Raw genomic sequence first — 13,871 nt, 5'->3', positions numbered from 1 at the left:
TTATAGAGGTTAAACGCGAAATAAAAAATAAATTGTAAATATTTGAGAGTGAGGTTTGAATAAGTATTTTTTATTTATACCTTTGCCGACCCTAAAAAGGGGATTAATTTATTAGCGTAATATTATAATATGCCAACGATTTCACAATTAGTACGTAAAGGAAGGTCTAAGATAACCAAGAAGAGTAAATCGGCTGCTCTAGATTCTTGTCCTCAACGTCGTGGAGTTTGTACACGTGTTTACACAACTACACCTAAGAAGCCTAACTCAGCAATGAGAAAGGTAGCAAGGGTACGTCTTACTAATGGTAAGGAAGTAAACGCATACATTCCAGGAGAGGGACACAATCTGCAAGAACACTCGATAGTATTGGTTAGAGGCGGAAGGGTAAAGGATTTGCCAGGTGTAAGGTATCATATCGTGCGTGGAGCTCTGGACACCGCTGGTGTTGCAGATCGTACACAACGTAGATCCAAATACGGTGCAAAACGCCCTAAGAAGTAATTTTTAATCGAGTAGCTCAAGTAGCTGCTCTTTTTATTTAACAATTTCAACAAGAAGAAATGAGAAAAAGACAGGCGAAAAAACGCCCGATCCTTCCGGATCCGCGTTTCAATGACCAGCTGGTAACTCGATTTGTCAACATGATGATGTTGCACGGTAAAAAATCAGTTGCCTTTAAATTGTTCTATGATGCGATGGATATCGTTGAGGAGAAAAATCAAGACGAAGAAAAAACGGCTCTTGAGCTGTGGAAGGATGCTCTTTCAAATGTAATGCCTCACGTAGAGGTGCGTAGCCGTCGAGTGGGTGGTGCGACATTTCAAATCCCTATGCAGATCAGGCCAGACCGCAAGATATCTACTGCAATGAAGTGGTTGATCAGCTATGCGCGTAAGAGAAACGAGAAATCATTCTCTGCAAAGCTTGCTGCTGAAGTTCTTGCAGCTGCAAAGGAAGAAGGTGCTGCTGTTAAGAAGAAAGTAGATACTCACAAAATGGCAGAAGCTAACAAAGCATTCTCTCACTTTAGATTCTAAAAGATGGCACAAAGAGATTTAAAATTCACAAGAAATATAGGTATTGCCGCACATATTGATGCTGGTAAGACTACAACTACGGAGCGTATCCTGTACTACACGGGTGTTTCTCACAAAATAGGTGAGGTTCACGATGGTGCAGCGACTATGGACTGGATGGAACAAGAGCAGGAGCGTGGTATCACGATTACTTCTGCTGCTACAACTTGTACCTGGAAGTTCCCGATGGAAAACGCTCAGCCTACTCCAGAAACTAAGGATTATAATTTCAATATTATTGATACTCCTGGTCACGTGGACTTTACCGTAGAGGTAAACCGCTCGCTAAGAGTGCTTGATGGTCTTGTTTTCTTGTTTAGTGCAGTTGATGGTGTTGAGCCACAATCTGAGACTAACTGGAGGCTTGCTGATAATTATAAGGTTCCACGTATTGGCTTCGTGAACAAAATGGACCGTCAGGGTTCTAACTTCCTTGCTGTATGTCAACAGGTGAAGGATATGTTGAAATCTAATGCTGTGCCGATCGTACTGAACATTGGTGATGAAGCAGATTTCAAAGGTATCGTAGACCTTGTTAAGAACCGTGCTATTGTATGGCATGACGAGACTCAAGGGTCAACCTTTGATGTGATCGATATTCCTGAAGACATGAAGGAAGAGGCTCGTAAGTATAGAGGACTTCTTATTGAGGAGGTTGCTGCTTATGACGAGAACCTTCTTGAGAAGTATATGGAAGATGAAGATTCTATTACTGAAGAAGAAGTGCATGCCGCTCTTCGTGCCGCTGTAATGGATATGTCTATCATTCCAATGATTTGTGGATCAGCATTTAAAAACAAAGGTGTTCAGTTCTTGCTAGATGCTGTATGTCGTTACTTGCCTTCTCCAACTGACAAGGAAGGAATCGTCGGGATCAATCCTGAAACTGAGAAAGAAGAAATTAGAAAACCAGACGTAACTGAGCCATTTGCAGCTCTTGCATTTAAGATTGCTACAGACCCATTTGTTGGTCGTTTGGCTTTCTTCCGCGCTTATTCAGGTAGGCTTGATGCTGGTTCTTATATATTGAACAATAGATCTGGTAAGAAAGAACGTATATCACGTATCTATCAGATGCACTCTAACAAGCAAAATGCTATCGAGTTTATCGAGGCTGGAGATATAGGTGCTGCTGTTGGTTTCAAAGATATCAAGACTGGTGATACCATGTCTGATGAAAAACACCCAATCATCCTAGAATCAATGGACTTCCCTGATCCCGTAATCGGTATCGCGGTAGAGCCTAAGACAAAGGCTGATGTTGATAAGCTAGGAATGGCGCTTGCAAAGCTTGCTGAGGAGGATCCTACTTTCCAAGTTAGAACTGATGAAGCTTCCGGTCAAACGATTATTTCTGGTATGGGTGAGCTTCACCTTGATATTATCGTTGACCGTTTGAAGCGTGAATTCAAAGTTGATGTTAATCAAGGTGCTCCACAAGTTGAGTATAAAGAGGCGATCACTAGATCTGCAGATCACCGTGAGGTATACAAAAAGCAATCTGGTGGACGTGGTAAATTTGGAGACATTGTCTTCACTATGGAGCCAGCTCATGAAGATGAGGATGGTAAAGTGAAGGAAGGTCTACAGTTTATCAATGAGATCAAAGGTGGTAACATTCCTAAGGAATTTATTCCATCAGTAGAAAAAGGCTTCAGAGAAGCTATGAGAAATGGCCCTCTTGCTGGTTTTGAAATGGATAGCATGAGAGTTACACTTAAGGATGGTTCTTTCCACCCTGTGGATTCTGACCAGTTATCTTTTGAGCTTGCGGCTAAACTGGGTTACAAAGCGGCTTCTAAAGCAGCTGGAGCAGTAATTCTTGAGCCTATCATGAAGCTTGAAGTTTTAACTCCCGAAGAAAACATGGGTGACATCGTAGGTGACTTGAACCGTCGTCGCGGTCAGGTTAACGACATGAGCGACCGTGCAGGTGCAAAAGTTGTTAAGGCAGATGTGCCACTTTCTGAAATGTTTGGTTACGTGACTACGTTACGTACACTTTCTTCAGGTCGTGCAACTTCTACTATGGAATTTTCACATTACGCAGAGACTCCTTCAAACATTAGTGAAGAAGTAATCGCAGCGTCAAAAGGAAACAATTAATATTCAACAGATGAGTCAAAAAATCAGAATCAAATTAAAATCTTACGATTACATGCTGGTAGATAAATCTGCTGAAAAAATCGTAAAGACGGTGAAGACTACAGGAGCAGTAGTTACTGGTCCCATACCTCTTCCCACACACAAAAAGATCTTTACTGTTTTACGTTCTCCACACGTGAACAAGAAGTCGAGAGAGCAGTTTGAACTTAGTTCTTACAAAAGATTACTCGACATCTACAGTTCATCTTCAAAAACCATTGATGCGTTGATGAAGCTTGAGTTGCCTAGCGGTGTGGAAGTAGAGATCAAAGTGTAATTAATAGATAGAGTTAAAAGATTCCCGCTTTCGCGAAAGCGGGATCTCAATAAATTTTAAATCAATAAATATGTCTGGGTTAATAGGAAAAAAAATAGGTATGACCAGCATCTATGACGAGAACGGGAAGAATATCCCTTGTACCGTTATACAGGCAGGCCCCTGTGTAGTTACCCAAGTCAGAACTGAAGAAACGGATGGCTATGCTGCCCTTCAGCTCGGTTTCGATGACAAATCAGACAAAAATGCTTCTAAGGCGGCCCAGGGTCACTTTAAGAAAGCTGGTACTGCTGTCAAAAGAAAAGTTGCTGAATTCAAAGGTTTTGATGAGGAGTACAAATTAGGTGATAGCATCACGGTTGAGATGTTTACCGAAGGTGAGTTTGTAGATGTTTCTGGAACTTCAAAGGGTAAAGGTTTTCAAGGTGTGGTAAAGCGTCACGGTTTTGGTGGTGTAGGTCAGCAAACGCATGGTCAGCACAACCGTTTGAGAGCTCCGGGATCTATCGGTGCTGCATCTTATCCTGCTCGTGTATTCAAGGGAATGCGCATGGCAGGTCAGATGGGAAGCGAGAAAGTTAAAGTTGAAAATTTAAGAGTACTTAAAGTGGTTGCAGATAAGAACCTACTTGTAGTTAAAGGTTGTGTTCCAGGACACAAGAACTCTTACGTAATCGTTCAGAAGTAATGAAAGTAGCAGTAAAAGACATCAAGGGAAAAGATACTGGACGTGAAGTAGAGCTTTCTGCAGACGTTTTCGGTGTTGAGCCTAACGAGCATGCGATTTATCTGGATGTTAAACAATATCTAGCTAATCAGCGTCAAGGTACACACAAGGCTAAGCAAAGAGCTGAGATAGTAGGTAGTACAAGGAAGATTAAAAAACAAAAGGGAACAGGTACTGCGAGAGCAGGTTCCATAAAGTCTCCCATCTTTAGAGGTGGTGGTAGAATCTTTGGTCCTGTACCGCGTAGCTATTCTTTCAAATTGAATAAAAATCAAAAGAGATTAGCCAGAAAAAGTGCTTTGAGCTTGAAAGCTCAAGAAGGTAATATTACCGTCTTGGATAGCATCTCGATAGATGCTCCTAAAACAAAGGATTTTGTGGCAGTTTTAAAGGATTTAGGGCTTGTAGATAAAAAATCCTTGTTTGTGTTGGGTGGATCAAATAATAATGTATATTTGTCTTCGCGAAATTTGGAGGGTGTTGAAGTGCTAACACATTCAGAATTAAACACTTACAAGATAGTAAACGCAACAAATCTTGTTCTTCTAGAGGATGCTCTAGAAGAAGTGGTCAAAAATTTAACAAACTAGTCATGAGTATTCTTATAAAACCCATCATTACAGAAAAGGCTACTAGAGATAGTGAGCTGTATAATAGATATGGTTTTGTGGTGTCTCCTAAGGCTAATAAGGTTGAGATTAAAAACGAGGTAGAGCGAGTTTATGGAGTTGACGTGGTAAAAGTATTGACTATGAATACTCGTATCGAGCGTAAAGCCAAATACACAAAATCAGGAATGCAGGTTGGTAAAACAGGTGCTGTTAAAAAGGCATTTGTACAACTTAAGGATGGTGATACCATCGATTTATATAGTAATTTATAATAGAGACATTCAATGTCAGTTAGAAAATTAAAACCAGTTACTCCTGGGCAGCGTTTTAGAGTTGTGAATGGGTTCGACGCCATCACTACTGATAAGCCGGAGAAGAGCCTTCTTGGTCCGAAAAAACGTTCAGGTGGTCGAAATGCTTCAGGTCGTATGACTATGAGGTATAAAGGTGGGGGCATAAGCGCCGCTACCGTATGATAGATTTTAAACGTGATCGTCATGGTATACCTGCTACTGTAGCAACCATAGAGTATGATCCTAACAGGACTGCTTTTATCGCTTTGGTAAATTATCAGGATGGAGAAAAGCGTTATGTGATCGCTCAGAACGGTTTGACCGTAGGTCAGAATATAGTTTCAGGTGAAAATGTTGCTCCAGAAGTGGGTAACGCTATGAAACTTGCGAATATACCTCTAGGTTCAATCATCAGTTGTATAGAATTAAGACCGGGTCAAGGTGCTATCATTGCGCGTAGTGCGGGTTCATTTGCTCAGCTTATGGCTCGTGATGGTAAGTATGCGACCGTGAAAATGCCTTCTGGAGAAACAAGATTGATTCTTCAAGAATGTATGGCTACTATAGGCGCCATATCAAACAGCGATCACCAATTAATCGTAGGTGGTAAAGCTGGTAGAAGTCGCTGGTTAGGTAGAAGGCCTAGGACAAGACCGGTAGCAATGAACCCTGTGGATCACCCTATGGGAGGTGGTGAAGGTAGAGCTTCTGGTGGTCACCCACGCTCACGTAATGGTATACCAGCTAAAGGTTTCCGTACACGTGATGTAAATAAGGCTAGTACTCAATATATTTTAGAACGTAGAAAGAAATAAGTTATGGCTCGTTCATTAAAAAAAGGACCTTACGTTTTTCATAAGCTGGAAGCTAAGGTGGCTCAAAATGTTGAGTCTGGTAAAAAGAGTGTAATCAAGACATGGTCTAGAGCGTCTATGATAACTCCTGATTTCGTAGGTCAAACAATAGCTGTCCACAATGGTCGTCAATTTGTCCCTGTATATGTTACGGAAAACATGGTGGGTCATAAGCTTGGAGAGTTTTCTCCTACTCGCTCCTATAGAGGTCATGGTGGTTCTAAAAATAAAGGTAAAAGGTAATTGTCATGGGAGTACGTAAGAAAGAATCTGCGCTCAGACGCAAGGAGGAGAACAAGAACCTGGTTATCGCGAAATTGAATAACTGTCCTACATCTCCTAGAAAGATGAGACTCGTTGCTGACATTATTAGAGGTAAAAGAGTTGAGGATGCTTTAAATATCTTGAAGTTTAGTTCTAAAGAATCTGCGAGAAAGCTGGATAAGCTTTTAGTTTCTGCCATCGCAAACTGGCAAGCTAAAAACGAGGATGGCGATGTTTCTGAAGCAAATTTATTTGTTAAGGAGATAAGAGTAGATGGTGGTTCTATGCTTAAAAGATTACGTCCAGCTCCTCAGGGAAGGGCTCACAGAATAAGAAAGAGATCTAATCACGTGACCCTCATTTTGGGTGAAGCAAAAACGGCAACGTCTAACTAAGAAGAAATGGGACAAAAAACAAATCCAATAGGAAATCGTCTAGGAATCATCAGAGGTTGGGAATCTAACTGGTATGGTGGTAACGATTACGGAGATAAATTAGCCGAAGACGATAAGATTAGAAAATACATTCACGCTCGTCTGGCAAAAGCTAGTGTTTCAAGAATTATTATTGAGCGCACGCTTAAGTTGGTTACGATCACAATTACAACAGCTCGTCCAGGTATTATAATTGGTAAGGGAGGACAGGAAGTTGATCGCTTAAAAGAAGAGCTTAAGAAGATTTCAGGAAAAGAGGTTCAAATCAACATATTTGAAATCAAAAGACCAGAACTAGATGCTCACTTAGTTGCAGCTAGTGTTGCACGTCAAATTGAGAATCGTATCAGTTACCGTCGCGCTATTAAAATGGCTATTGCAGCAGCGATGAGAATGAATGCTGAAGGTATCAAAATCCAGATATCCGGAAGGTTAAATGGTGCTGAAATGGCACGTTCAGAGTCTTTCAAAGATGGACGTATCCCTTTATCTACCTTTAGAGCAGATATTGATTATGCGCTGGTAGAGGCCCACACTACTTATGGTAGAATTGGTGTTAAGGTATGGATTATGAAAGGAGAGGTTTACGGTAAAAGAGATCTTTCTCCTCTTGTAGGAATGTCTAAGAAGCAAGGTAAGTCTAACGCAGGTCGAGGTGGTAATAACCGCAGACGTAGAAAATAAGGGGATAGAAGATGTTACAACCTAGAAAGACAAAATTTAGAAAGCAACAAAAGGGTCGTATGAAAGGTAACTCTGGAAGGGGTAACCAGTTGGCTTATGGAACTTTTGGAATCAAATCGTTAGACTCAGAGTTCATAAATTCTCGTCAAATTGAGGCAGCTCGTATCGCAGCTACTCGTTATATGAAAAGAGAAGGTTCTCTTTGGATAAAAATTTTCCCAGATAAGCCTATCACTAAAAAACCTCTAGAGGTACGTATGGGTAAGGGTAAAGGTAATGTAGAATATTGGGCAGCGGTAGTAAAGCCAGGTCGTATTCTTTTTGAAGTTTCTGGTGTTCCATTAGAAACTGCACGTGAAGCCCTGAGGCTTGCAGCTCAGAAGTTACCTGTAAAAACTAAGTTTATCGTGGCTCGCGATTATCAAGAATAAAATTATCATGAAGCAGTCAGAAATTAAAGGTTTGTCTCAAGAGGAGGTAGCGCAAAAGCTCACAGAAGCTAGAGCAAGTTATGCAGAAATGAAAAGAATGCATGCAATGTCGCCTTTAGACAATCCTTCTCAGATAACTAAAACAAGAAAGACTATTGCTCGTCTTAGCACAGCATTAAATAACAACAAAGCCTAATAGTTATGGAAGGTAGAAGTTTACGTAAAGAACGTATTGGTGTTGTAAGCAGCAATAAGATGGATAAAAGCATCGTGGTTGCAGAGGTCAAAAGACAGAAGCACCCCATGTATGGTAAGTTTGTTCTTAAGACTAAAAAATATGTGGCTCATGATGAGAAAAATGAGTGTAACGAGGGGGATACTGTGCGTATTATGGAGACCCGTCCGTTGAGTAAGTCTAAGAATTGGAGATTAGTTGAAATCATAGAAAGAGCTAAGTAATGGTACAACAAGAGTCAAGATTAAAGGTCGCTGATAATACAGGTGCTAAAGAGGTTCTTTGTATCAGGGTATTAGGCGGAACAAAGCGTAGATATGCATCCGTAGGTGATAAAATTGTTGTTTCTGTTAAGGAGGCTACACCTAATGGTAACATTAAAAAAGGAGCTGTTTCTACGGCGGTAGTTGTAAGGACAAAGAAGGAAGTGAGAAGAGCTGATGGGTCTTACATCAGATTTGATGATAATGCTTGCGTTTTGTTGAATCCTACTTCGGAGATGAGAGGTACGCGTGTTTTCGGACCTGTGGCACGTGAATTGCGTGATAAGCAATTCATGAAAATTGTTTCACTAGCGCCAGAGGTGCTTTAAGTATAAACTATGACTAAAATAAAATTAAAGACTGGAGATACCGTCAAGGTATTAGCAGGTGAGAATAAAGGTCAGCAAGGAGTAGTTAAGAAAGTACTTCGTGAAAAGAATAAGGCCATTGTAGAGGGTGTTAATATGGTTTCAAAACATCAAAAGCCTAGTGCTTCAAATCCTCAAGGTGGAATTGTTGAAATGGAGGCTCCATTACATATTTCAAATCTAACACTGTTAGATAAAGACGGTAATCCTACAAAGGTTGGATATCGTACAGAAGACGGTAAGAAAGTTAGATTTGCTAAAACAAATAAAGAAGTAATTTAATCATGTCATACGTACCAAGGCTCAAGAAGGAGTATCAGGAAAAAGTGACTCAGTCGTTGAAGGAAGAATTCAACTACATAAATGTCATGGAAATTCCAAAATTACAAAAAATCGTACTCAGCCGTGGAGTAGGTGCTGCAGTTGCTGATAAGAAATTAATCGATTATTCACTCGAAGAGTTCACTGCTATCACTGGTCAAAAGGCCGTTGCTACGCTTTCTAAGAAGGATGTAGCATCTTTTAAGTTGAGAAAAGGTATGCCTATCGGTGTCAAAGTGACCTTGCGTGGTGAAAAGATGTATGAATTCTTGGATAGGTTGGTAACCGTTGCTCTTCCACGTGTTCGTGATTTTCAAGGTATCAAGGCCGATGGTTTTGATGGACGTGGTAACTATAATCTAGGTATAACAGAGCAAATTATCTTTCCAGAGATAAACATTGATAAGGTCAATAAGATCTCTGGAATGGATATTACATTCGTTACAACTGCTGAGACTGATAATGAGGCTAAATCTTTGCTAAAAGAATTAGGTTTACCCTTCAAAAAGAATTAAGATATGGCAAAAGAATCAATGAAAGCGCGTGAGCGCAAACGCCAAGCTTTAGTGGATAAATATGCTGAAAAGCGTAAAGCGCTAAAAGAGGCTGGTGATTACGAAGCGTTGCAAAAATTACCCAAAAATAGTTCTAAGGTACGCCTTCATAACCGTTGCAAATTAACGGGTCGTCCCAAGGGTTATATGAGACAGTTTGGAATTTCTCGTGTAATGTTCCGTGAGATGGCTAATAAAGGTTTAATCCCTGGAGTAAAAAAAGCTAGTTGGTAATCAGCAAATAAATTTTATTATGAATACAGATCCTATCGCAGATTATCTTACTAGAATAAGAAACGCAGTAAGAGCAAGTCATAGAGTTGTAGAAGTACCGGCTTCAAATGTTAAGAAGGAAATAACTAAGATCTTATTTGATCAGGGTTACATCCTCAGTTACAAGTTCGAGCAGGGGAAAGCTCAAGAGGTAATTAAAATTGCTCTCAAATACAATAAAGAAACAAAAGAGTCCGTAATTAAGGATCTTCAAAGATTGTCTAAACCTGGATTACGTAAGTATTCTGGAGCAAAAGAGCTACCGCGTATTTTAAATGGTCTCGGTATTGCTATTGTGTCTACTAGTAAGGGAGTCATGACAGATAAACAGGCTCGTACTGAGAATGTAGGTGGCGAGGTTCTTTGTTACGTTTACTAAAAGAAGTATTTAAGTTATGTCTAGAATAGGTAAAAATCCAATCGATATACCCTCAGGAGTAGAGGTTAAAGTTAATAACGGTGAGGTTTCGGTTAAAGGAAAACTTGGTGAATTAACGCAACCCGTAGATGGAGTAAATGTAAAGGTAGAAGATAACAAAGTAATTGTTGATCGTCCTACAGATTCCAAGGATCATCGCGCTAAACACGGTTTGTACAGAGCCTTGATTAATAATATGATCCACGGTGTCTCAATAGGGTGGACTAAGGAGTTAGAGCTCGTTGGAGTAGGTTATCGAGCTTCCAATCAAGGTCAAAAGCTTGATCTAGCTCTTGGATTTTCTCACAACATTGTTCTTGATATAGCGCCTGAGGTTAAAGTTGAGACGGTTTCTGAGAAAGGTAAGAATCCGCTCGTCAAGTTGACATCTTATGATAAGCAGTTAGTTGGTCAAGTTGCTGCCAAGATTAGAGAGTTTAGAAAACCTGAACCATACAAAGGTAAAGGGATCAAGTTTGTAGGAGAAGAAATAAGAAGAAAGGCTGGTAAGTCAGCTTAAAAGTAATAATTATGGCATTTTCAAAGTCAGCTCGTAGAAATAAAATACGGTCAAGAATCAGAAAAGTTGTTTCTGGTGATGCTACTCGCCCTCGTTTGGCGGTATATAGAAGTAACAAAGAAATCTATGCTCAAGTCATTAATGATGTTGATGGTAAGACTCTAGCAGCTGCTTCTTCAAGAGATTTAGATTCCGCTTCCGCGAAAACTGAACAAGCAAAAGAGGTCGGTAAGTTGATAGCTGATCGTGCTCAAAAAGCAGGTGTTGAAGCTGTTGCTTTTGATCGTGGCGGATACTTGTACCATGGACGCGTTAAAGCTCTTGCTGATAGTGCAAGAGAGGCTGGCCTTAAATTTTAATCGAAAACACACATTTGATGTATCAAAAATATAAAAATGTAGAAACCGTAAAGCCAGGAGGTCTTGATTTGAAGGATCGTTTGGTAGGTGTACAGCGTGTAACTAAAGTAACTAAGGGTGGTCGTGCATTTGGTTTCTCTGCAATTACCGTGGTAGGTGATGAGAATGGAGTTGTCGGTCATGGTTTAGGTAAATCAAAAGAAGTTTCTGAAGCTATTTCAAAAGCTGTTGAGGATGCTAAGAAAAACCTAGTACGTATTCCATTACAAAAAGGTACTATCCCTCATGAGCAAAAAGGTAAATTTGGTGGCGCGCGAGTTCTATTGATGCCAGCTTCTGAAGGTACTGGGGTTATTGCCGGTGGAGCAATACGCGCTGTTCTGGAAGCAGTCGGTGTTCATGATGTACTAAGTAAAAATCAAGGCTCGTCTAACCCCCACAATGTGGTTAAGGCTACCTTTGATGCATTGCTACAATTGAGAAGTCCTGAGGCTATTGCTAAGGAACGAGGAATTTCTCTTCAAAAAGTTTTTAACGGTTAAGATTGTTGGTAATGGCTAAGTTAAAAGTAAAAAAAGTTAAAAGTGCGATCAATCGTACCGCACGTCAAAAACGAACACTTGAAGCCTTAGGTCTTCATAAAATGAATCAAGTTCGTGTACACGAGGATAGCCCTGCTGTTCTTGGTATGATAGCTAAAGTTGAACACCTAGTCTCTGTAGAGAAGGCATAAAAGTTGTAACATGAGTTTAAATAATCTAAAACCTGCTGAAGGTTCTAACAAGAAGGCCGGTAAAATAATAGGTAGAGGTCAAGGTTCGGGAAAGGGCGGTACGGCCACTCGTGGTCACAAAGGTGCTAAGTCAAGATCGGGATATTCTAAGAAAATAGGTTTTGAAGGTGGACAGATGCCACTTCAGCGACGTGTTCCTAAGTTCGGTTTCACAAATCGCAACAGAACAGAATATCAAGGGATTAATCTTGCTACTATTCAGTCTTATTTGGAGGCCAATCGTTTAGAGAAGGATTTTGGTTTTGAAGATCTAGTTAATGTTGGTCTGGTTGGAAAGAATGATCTTGTTAAGATTTTAGGTAATGGTGAGATCAAAGAGGCAGTAAATGTAACTGCCCATAAATTTTCGGCCTCTGCTGCTGAGGCTATTAAAGCTGCTGGTGGTTCAGTGACAACTATTTAAACCAATCAAATGAAATTGATCGAAACCATTAAAAATATCTGGAAGATTGAGGAGCTCAAGAATAGGGTTATAATGACCTTTTCTTTACTCCTCGTTTACCGTTTTGGTGCCCAAGTAGTTCTTCCTGGAATCGATTCTACTCAGTTAGGTGGTTTTTCATCAAACTTTGAAGGAGGAGGAATAGGAAGTATTTTAAATGCATTTACAGGAGGAGCATTCGCTAATGCTTCTGTGTTTGCTTTAGGTATCATGCCTTATATTTCTGCAAGTATTGTGGTTCAATTAATGGGAATCGCGATTCCTTATTTGCAGAAATTACAAAAAGAGGGAGAGTCAGGTAGGAGAAAAATCAATCAGATTACTAGGTGGTTAACGATCGGTATTTGTTTGATTCAAGCACCTAGTTATTTACTAAGTCTTGAAACACTAGGTGTACCTAGATCCGCATACATGATGCAGGATAACATGACATTGTTTGTAGTTATAAGTACCATCATACTAGTCACCGGCTGTGTTTTTGCAATGTGGTTAGGAGAAAAAATTACTGATAAAGGAATTGGTAATGGGATTTCTTTATTAATTATGGTTGGTATCATAGCTACTCTTCCCCAAGCTTTCCTTCAGGAATTGAACACGCAGTGGACTGATGGTGGTGGAGCCTTTGTTGTTCTTATTGAGGTCGTAATTTGGTTGGTGATTATCTTGGCTTGTGTTATGTTAGTAATGGCGACCAGAAGAATCCCAGTTCAGTATGCAAGGAGAACTGCCACTGGTGGATACGAAAAGAATGCCTTCGGAGCAAGGCAATATATTCCATTGAAGCTGAATGCTTCTGGAGTTATGCCTATTATTTTTGCTCAAGCTATAATGTTTGTTCCTGCTGCCTTAGGTTCACTTGAACAAGGCTGGGCTAAAGAAGTCGCGGCTTTATTTGCTGATATTTTTGGCTTTTGGTATAATCTGGTGTTCGCACTTTTGATTATTGTCTTTACATATTTTTACACGGCTATTACAGTTCCAACTAATAAGATGGCTGATGACCTCAAAAGGAATGGTGGTTTTATCCCAGGGATCCGTCCAGGGACCGAAACTTCTGAGTATTTAGATCGTATTATGTCTCAGATAACTCTTCCTGGATCCATATTTTTGGCATTGGTAGCGATATTTCCTGCTGTTGTTTCTCTAATGGGCGTCACCCAGGCATGGGCCCTATTCTATGGTGGAACATCTCTTTTGATTATGGTAGGTGTAGCCATCGACACAATGCAACAGATTAACTCCTATTTATTGAACAGACACTATGATGGTTTGATAAAATCAGGAAAAAATAGAAAACAACAAGTAGCATAATGGCGAAGCAATCAGCAATAGAACAAGATGGTTCGATCATTGAGGCTTTATCTAACGCAATGTTTAGAGTAGAGTTAGAAAATGGTCACGTGGTGACTGCGCATATTTCTGGTAAGATGCGTATGCACTATATTAAACTTTTACCAGGGGATAAAGTGAAATTAGAAATGAGTCCTTACGATTTGACTAAAGCAAGGATCACTTATAGATACTAA

Annotated in this window: 25 protein-coding genes and 1 pseudogene; all 26 read left to right on the top strand. The window is 40.1% G+C overall.

Annotated features, from left to right (window positions below):
• The first annotated feature begins 129 nt into the window (after positions 1–129).
• The 26 genes and pseudogenes from rpsL (at position 130) to infA (ending at position 13,871) form a co-directional block, all read left to right on the top strand.
• Positions 130–504: a 30S ribosomal protein S12 gene (gene rpsL / locus BST97_RS08240; protein WP_055412060.1), complete on the top strand. Its 375-nt coding sequence runs from the start codon at positions 130–132 to the stop codon at positions 502–504.
• Between the two features lie 59 nt (positions 505–563).
• Positions 564–1,040, top strand: a complete 477-nt coding sequence (rpsG, locus tag BST97_RS08235) for a 30S ribosomal protein S7 (RefSeq protein ID WP_085766787.1) — start codon at positions 564–566, stop codon at positions 1,038–1,040.
• Between the two features lie 3 nt (positions 1,041–1,043).
• Positions 1,044–3,185, top strand: coding sequence for an elongation factor G (fusA, locus tag BST97_RS08230; protein ID WP_085766786.1), 2,142 nt, complete (start codon positions 1,044–1,046; stop codon positions 3,183–3,185).
• A 10-nt stretch (positions 3,186–3,195) separates the two neighbouring features.
• A complete protein-coding gene (gene rpsJ, locus BST97_RS08225; protein WP_085766785.1) occupies positions 3,196–3,501 on the top strand; it encodes a 30S ribosomal protein S10 in 306 nt (101 codons plus the stop codon).
• Between the two features lie 70 nt (positions 3,502–3,571).
• Positions 3,572–4,189, top strand: a complete 618-nt coding sequence (rplC, locus tag BST97_RS08220; RefSeq protein ID WP_085766784.1) for a 50S ribosomal protein L3 — start codon at positions 3,572–3,574, stop codon at positions 4,187–4,189.
• A complete protein-coding gene (rplD, locus tag BST97_RS08215; RefSeq protein WP_085766783.1) occupies positions 4,189–4,818 on the top strand; it encodes a 50S ribosomal protein L4 in 630 nt (209 codons plus the stop codon). The genes rplC and rplD overlap by 1 nt, the downstream gene beginning before the upstream one ends.
• A 2-nt stretch (positions 4,819–4,820) precedes the next feature.
• Positions 4,821–5,111 (top strand): 50S ribosomal protein L23, encoded by a 291-nt coding sequence (gene rplW / locus BST97_RS08210; protein ID WP_085766782.1) that lies wholly within the window; start codon positions 4,821–4,823, stop codon positions 5,109–5,111.
• Positions 5,112–5,123: 12 nt separating this feature from the next.
• A pseudogene (gene rplB / locus BST97_RS08205) lies at positions 5,124–5,947 on the top strand (50S ribosomal protein L2).
• A gap of 3 nt (positions 5,948–5,950) precedes the next feature.
• The gene (gene rpsS / locus BST97_RS08200) at positions 5,951–6,229 is read left to right on the top strand and encodes a 30S ribosomal protein S19 (protein ID WP_085766781.1); all 279 of its coding nucleotides are present in this window, start codon (positions 5,951–5,953) and stop codon (positions 6,227–6,229) included.
• A gap of 5 nt (positions 6,230–6,234) precedes the next feature.
• Positions 6,235–6,645 carry a 50S ribosomal protein L22 gene (rplV, locus tag BST97_RS08195; RefSeq protein WP_085766780.1) on the top strand — a complete coding sequence of 137 codons (411 nt, stop codon included), beginning with the start codon at positions 6,235–6,237 and terminating at the stop codon, positions 6,643–6,645.
• 6 nt (positions 6,646–6,651) lie between these two features.
• On the top strand, positions 6,652–7,368 hold the full coding sequence (rpsC, locus tag BST97_RS08190; RefSeq protein WP_085766779.1) for a 30S ribosomal protein S3: 717 nt from the start codon (positions 6,652–6,654) through the stop codon (positions 7,366–7,368).
• An 11-nt stretch (positions 7,369–7,379) separates the two neighbouring features.
• Positions 7,380–7,799, top strand: a complete 420-nt coding sequence (rplP, locus tag BST97_RS08185) for a 50S ribosomal protein L16 (protein WP_085766778.1) — start codon at positions 7,380–7,382, stop codon at positions 7,797–7,799.
• A 7-nt stretch (positions 7,800–7,806) separates the two neighbouring features.
• The gene (gene rpmC / locus BST97_RS08180) at positions 7,807–7,995 is read left to right on the top strand and encodes a 50S ribosomal protein L29 (protein ID WP_085766777.1); all 189 of its coding nucleotides are present in this window, start codon (positions 7,807–7,809) and stop codon (positions 7,993–7,995) included.
• Positions 7,996–8,000: 5 nt separating this feature from the next.
• A complete protein-coding gene (gene rpsQ / locus BST97_RS08175) occupies positions 8,001–8,258 on the top strand; it encodes a 30S ribosomal protein S17 (protein WP_085766776.1) in 258 nt (85 codons plus the stop codon).
• Complete coding sequence (rplN, locus tag BST97_RS08170; protein ID WP_085766775.1) at positions 8,258–8,626, top strand: 50S ribosomal protein L14; 369 nt, start codon at positions 8,258–8,260, stop codon at positions 8,624–8,626. Before rpsQ ends, rplN begins: the two co-directional genes overlap by 1 nt.
• A gap of 9 nt (positions 8,627–8,635) precedes the next feature.
• Positions 8,636–8,947: a 50S ribosomal protein L24 gene (gene rplX, locus BST97_RS08165; RefSeq protein WP_085766774.1), complete on the top strand. Its 312-nt coding sequence runs from the start codon at positions 8,636–8,638 to the stop codon at positions 8,945–8,947.
• Positions 8,948–8,949: 2 nt separating this feature from the next.
• The gene (rplE, locus tag BST97_RS08160; protein ID WP_085766773.1) at positions 8,950–9,501 is read left to right on the top strand and encodes a 50S ribosomal protein L5; all 552 of its coding nucleotides are present in this window, start codon (positions 8,950–8,952) and stop codon (positions 9,499–9,501) included.
• A 3-nt stretch (positions 9,502–9,504) separates the two neighbouring features.
• Entirely contained in the window at positions 9,505–9,774 is a 270-nt protein-coding gene (gene rpsN, locus BST97_RS08155) for a 30S ribosomal protein S14 (protein WP_085766772.1), read from the top strand.
• 19 nt (positions 9,775–9,793) lie between these two features.
• The gene (gene rpsH / locus BST97_RS08150) at positions 9,794–10,192 is read left to right on the top strand and encodes a 30S ribosomal protein S8 (protein ID WP_085766771.1); all 399 of its coding nucleotides are present in this window, start codon (positions 9,794–9,796) and stop codon (positions 10,190–10,192) included.
• 16 nt (positions 10,193–10,208) lie between these two features.
• Positions 10,209–10,751 (top strand): 50S ribosomal protein L6, encoded by a 543-nt coding sequence (rplF, locus tag BST97_RS08145; RefSeq protein ID WP_085766770.1) that lies wholly within the window; start codon positions 10,209–10,211, stop codon positions 10,749–10,751.
• Positions 10,752–10,762: 11 nt separating this feature from the next.
• Positions 10,763–11,110, top strand: coding sequence for a 50S ribosomal protein L18 (rplR, locus tag BST97_RS08140; protein ID WP_085766769.1), 348 nt, complete (start codon positions 10,763–10,765; stop codon positions 11,108–11,110).
• 17 nt (positions 11,111–11,127) lie between these two features.
• Positions 11,128–11,652 (top strand): 30S ribosomal protein S5, encoded by a 525-nt coding sequence (gene rpsE / locus BST97_RS08135; RefSeq protein WP_085766768.1) that lies wholly within the window; start codon positions 11,128–11,130, stop codon positions 11,650–11,652.
• Positions 11,653–11,663: 11 nt separating this feature from the next.
• Positions 11,664–11,843, top strand: coding sequence for a 50S ribosomal protein L30 (gene rpmD, locus BST97_RS08130; protein ID WP_085766767.1), 180 nt, complete (start codon positions 11,664–11,666; stop codon positions 11,841–11,843).
• A gap of 10 nt (positions 11,844–11,853) precedes the next feature.
• Positions 11,854–12,306 (top strand): 50S ribosomal protein L15, encoded by a 453-nt coding sequence (gene rplO, locus BST97_RS08125; RefSeq protein WP_085766766.1) that lies wholly within the window; start codon positions 11,854–11,856, stop codon positions 12,304–12,306.
• Between the two features lie 9 nt (positions 12,307–12,315).
• Complete coding sequence (secY, locus tag BST97_RS08120; protein WP_085766765.1) at positions 12,316–13,656, top strand: preprotein translocase subunit SecY; 1,341 nt, start codon at positions 12,316–12,318, stop codon at positions 13,654–13,656.
• A complete protein-coding gene (gene infA, locus BST97_RS08115; RefSeq protein ID WP_015361146.1) occupies positions 13,656–13,871 on the top strand; it encodes a translation initiation factor IF-1 in 216 nt (71 codons plus the stop codon). The genes secY and infA overlap by 1 nt, the downstream gene beginning before the upstream one ends.

The sequence above is a fragment of the Nonlabens spongiae genome, assembly GCF_002117125.1.
In the GTDB taxonomy this organism is placed as follows: domain Bacteria; phylum Bacteroidota; class Bacteroidia; order Flavobacteriales; family Flavobacteriaceae; genus Nonlabens; species Nonlabens spongiae.
Note: the sequence above shows the minus strand (reverse complement) of the source record. Positions and strands in the feature narration are given on the sequence as shown.

Excerpts from the sequence above, each read along its gene's own strand:
- rpsL (WP_055412060.1), top strand. The coding sequence starts at position 130 with ATGCCAACGATTTCACAATTAGTACGTAAAGGAAGGTCTAAGATAACC.
- rpsG (WP_085766787.1), top strand. The coding sequence starts at position 564 with ATGAGAAAAAGACAGGCGAAAAAACGCCCGATCCTTCCGGATCCGCGT.
- fusA (WP_085766786.1), top strand. The coding sequence starts at position 1,044 with ATGGCACAAAGAGATTTAAAATTCACAAGAAATATAGGTATTGCCGCA.
- rpsJ (WP_085766785.1), top strand. The coding sequence starts at position 3,196 with ATGAGTCAAAAAATCAGAATCAAATTAAAATCTTACGATTACATGCTG.
- rplC (WP_085766784.1), top strand. The coding sequence starts at position 3,572 with ATGTCTGGGTTAATAGGAAAAAAAATAGGTATGACCAGCATCTATGAC.
- rplD (WP_085766783.1), top strand. The coding sequence starts at position 4,189 with ATGAAAGTAGCAGTAAAAGACATCAAGGGAAAAGATACTGGACGTGAA.
- rplW (WP_085766782.1), top strand. The coding sequence starts at position 4,821 with ATGAGTATTCTTATAAAACCCATCATTACAGAAAAGGCTACTAGAGAT.
- rpsS (WP_085766781.1), top strand. The coding sequence starts at position 5,951 with ATGGCTCGTTCATTAAAAAAAGGACCTTACGTTTTTCATAAGCTGGAA.
- rplV (WP_085766780.1), top strand. The coding sequence starts at position 6,235 with ATGGGAGTACGTAAGAAAGAATCTGCGCTCAGACGCAAGGAGGAGAAC.
- rpsC (WP_085766779.1), top strand. The coding sequence starts at position 6,652 with ATGGGACAAAAAACAAATCCAATAGGAAATCGTCTAGGAATCATCAGA.
- rplP (WP_085766778.1), top strand. The coding sequence starts at position 7,380 with ATGTTACAACCTAGAAAGACAAAATTTAGAAAGCAACAAAAGGGTCGT.
- rpmC (WP_085766777.1), top strand. The coding sequence starts at position 7,807 with ATGAAGCAGTCAGAAATTAAAGGTTTGTCTCAAGAGGAGGTAGCGCAA.
- rpsQ (WP_085766776.1), top strand. The coding sequence starts at position 8,001 with ATGGAAGGTAGAAGTTTACGTAAAGAACGTATTGGTGTTGTAAGCAGC.
- rplN (WP_085766775.1), top strand. The coding sequence starts at position 8,258 with ATGGTACAACAAGAGTCAAGATTAAAGGTCGCTGATAATACAGGTGCT.
- rplX (WP_085766774.1), top strand. The coding sequence starts at position 8,636 with ATGACTAAAATAAAATTAAAGACTGGAGATACCGTCAAGGTATTAGCA.
- rplE (WP_085766773.1), top strand. The coding sequence starts at position 8,950 with ATGTCATACGTACCAAGGCTCAAGAAGGAGTATCAGGAAAAAGTGACT.
- rpsN (WP_085766772.1), top strand. The coding sequence starts at position 9,505 with ATGGCAAAAGAATCAATGAAAGCGCGTGAGCGCAAACGCCAAGCTTTA.
- rpsH (WP_085766771.1), top strand. The coding sequence starts at position 9,794 with ATGAATACAGATCCTATCGCAGATTATCTTACTAGAATAAGAAACGCA.
- rplF (WP_085766770.1), top strand. The coding sequence starts at position 10,209 with ATGTCTAGAATAGGTAAAAATCCAATCGATATACCCTCAGGAGTAGAG.
- rplR (WP_085766769.1), top strand. The coding sequence starts at position 10,763 with ATGGCATTTTCAAAGTCAGCTCGTAGAAATAAAATACGGTCAAGAATC.
- rpsE (WP_085766768.1), top strand. The coding sequence starts at position 11,128 with ATGTATCAAAAATATAAAAATGTAGAAACCGTAAAGCCAGGAGGTCTT.
- rpmD (WP_085766767.1), top strand. The coding sequence starts at position 11,664 with ATGGCTAAGTTAAAAGTAAAAAAAGTTAAAAGTGCGATCAATCGTACC.
- rplO (WP_085766766.1), top strand. The coding sequence starts at position 11,854 with ATGAGTTTAAATAATCTAAAACCTGCTGAAGGTTCTAACAAGAAGGCC.
- secY (WP_085766765.1), top strand. The coding sequence starts at position 12,316 with ATGAAATTGATCGAAACCATTAAAAATATCTGGAAGATTGAGGAGCTC.
- infA (WP_015361146.1), top strand. The coding sequence starts at position 13,656 with ATGGCGAAGCAATCAGCAATAGAACAAGATGGTTCGATCATTGAGGCT.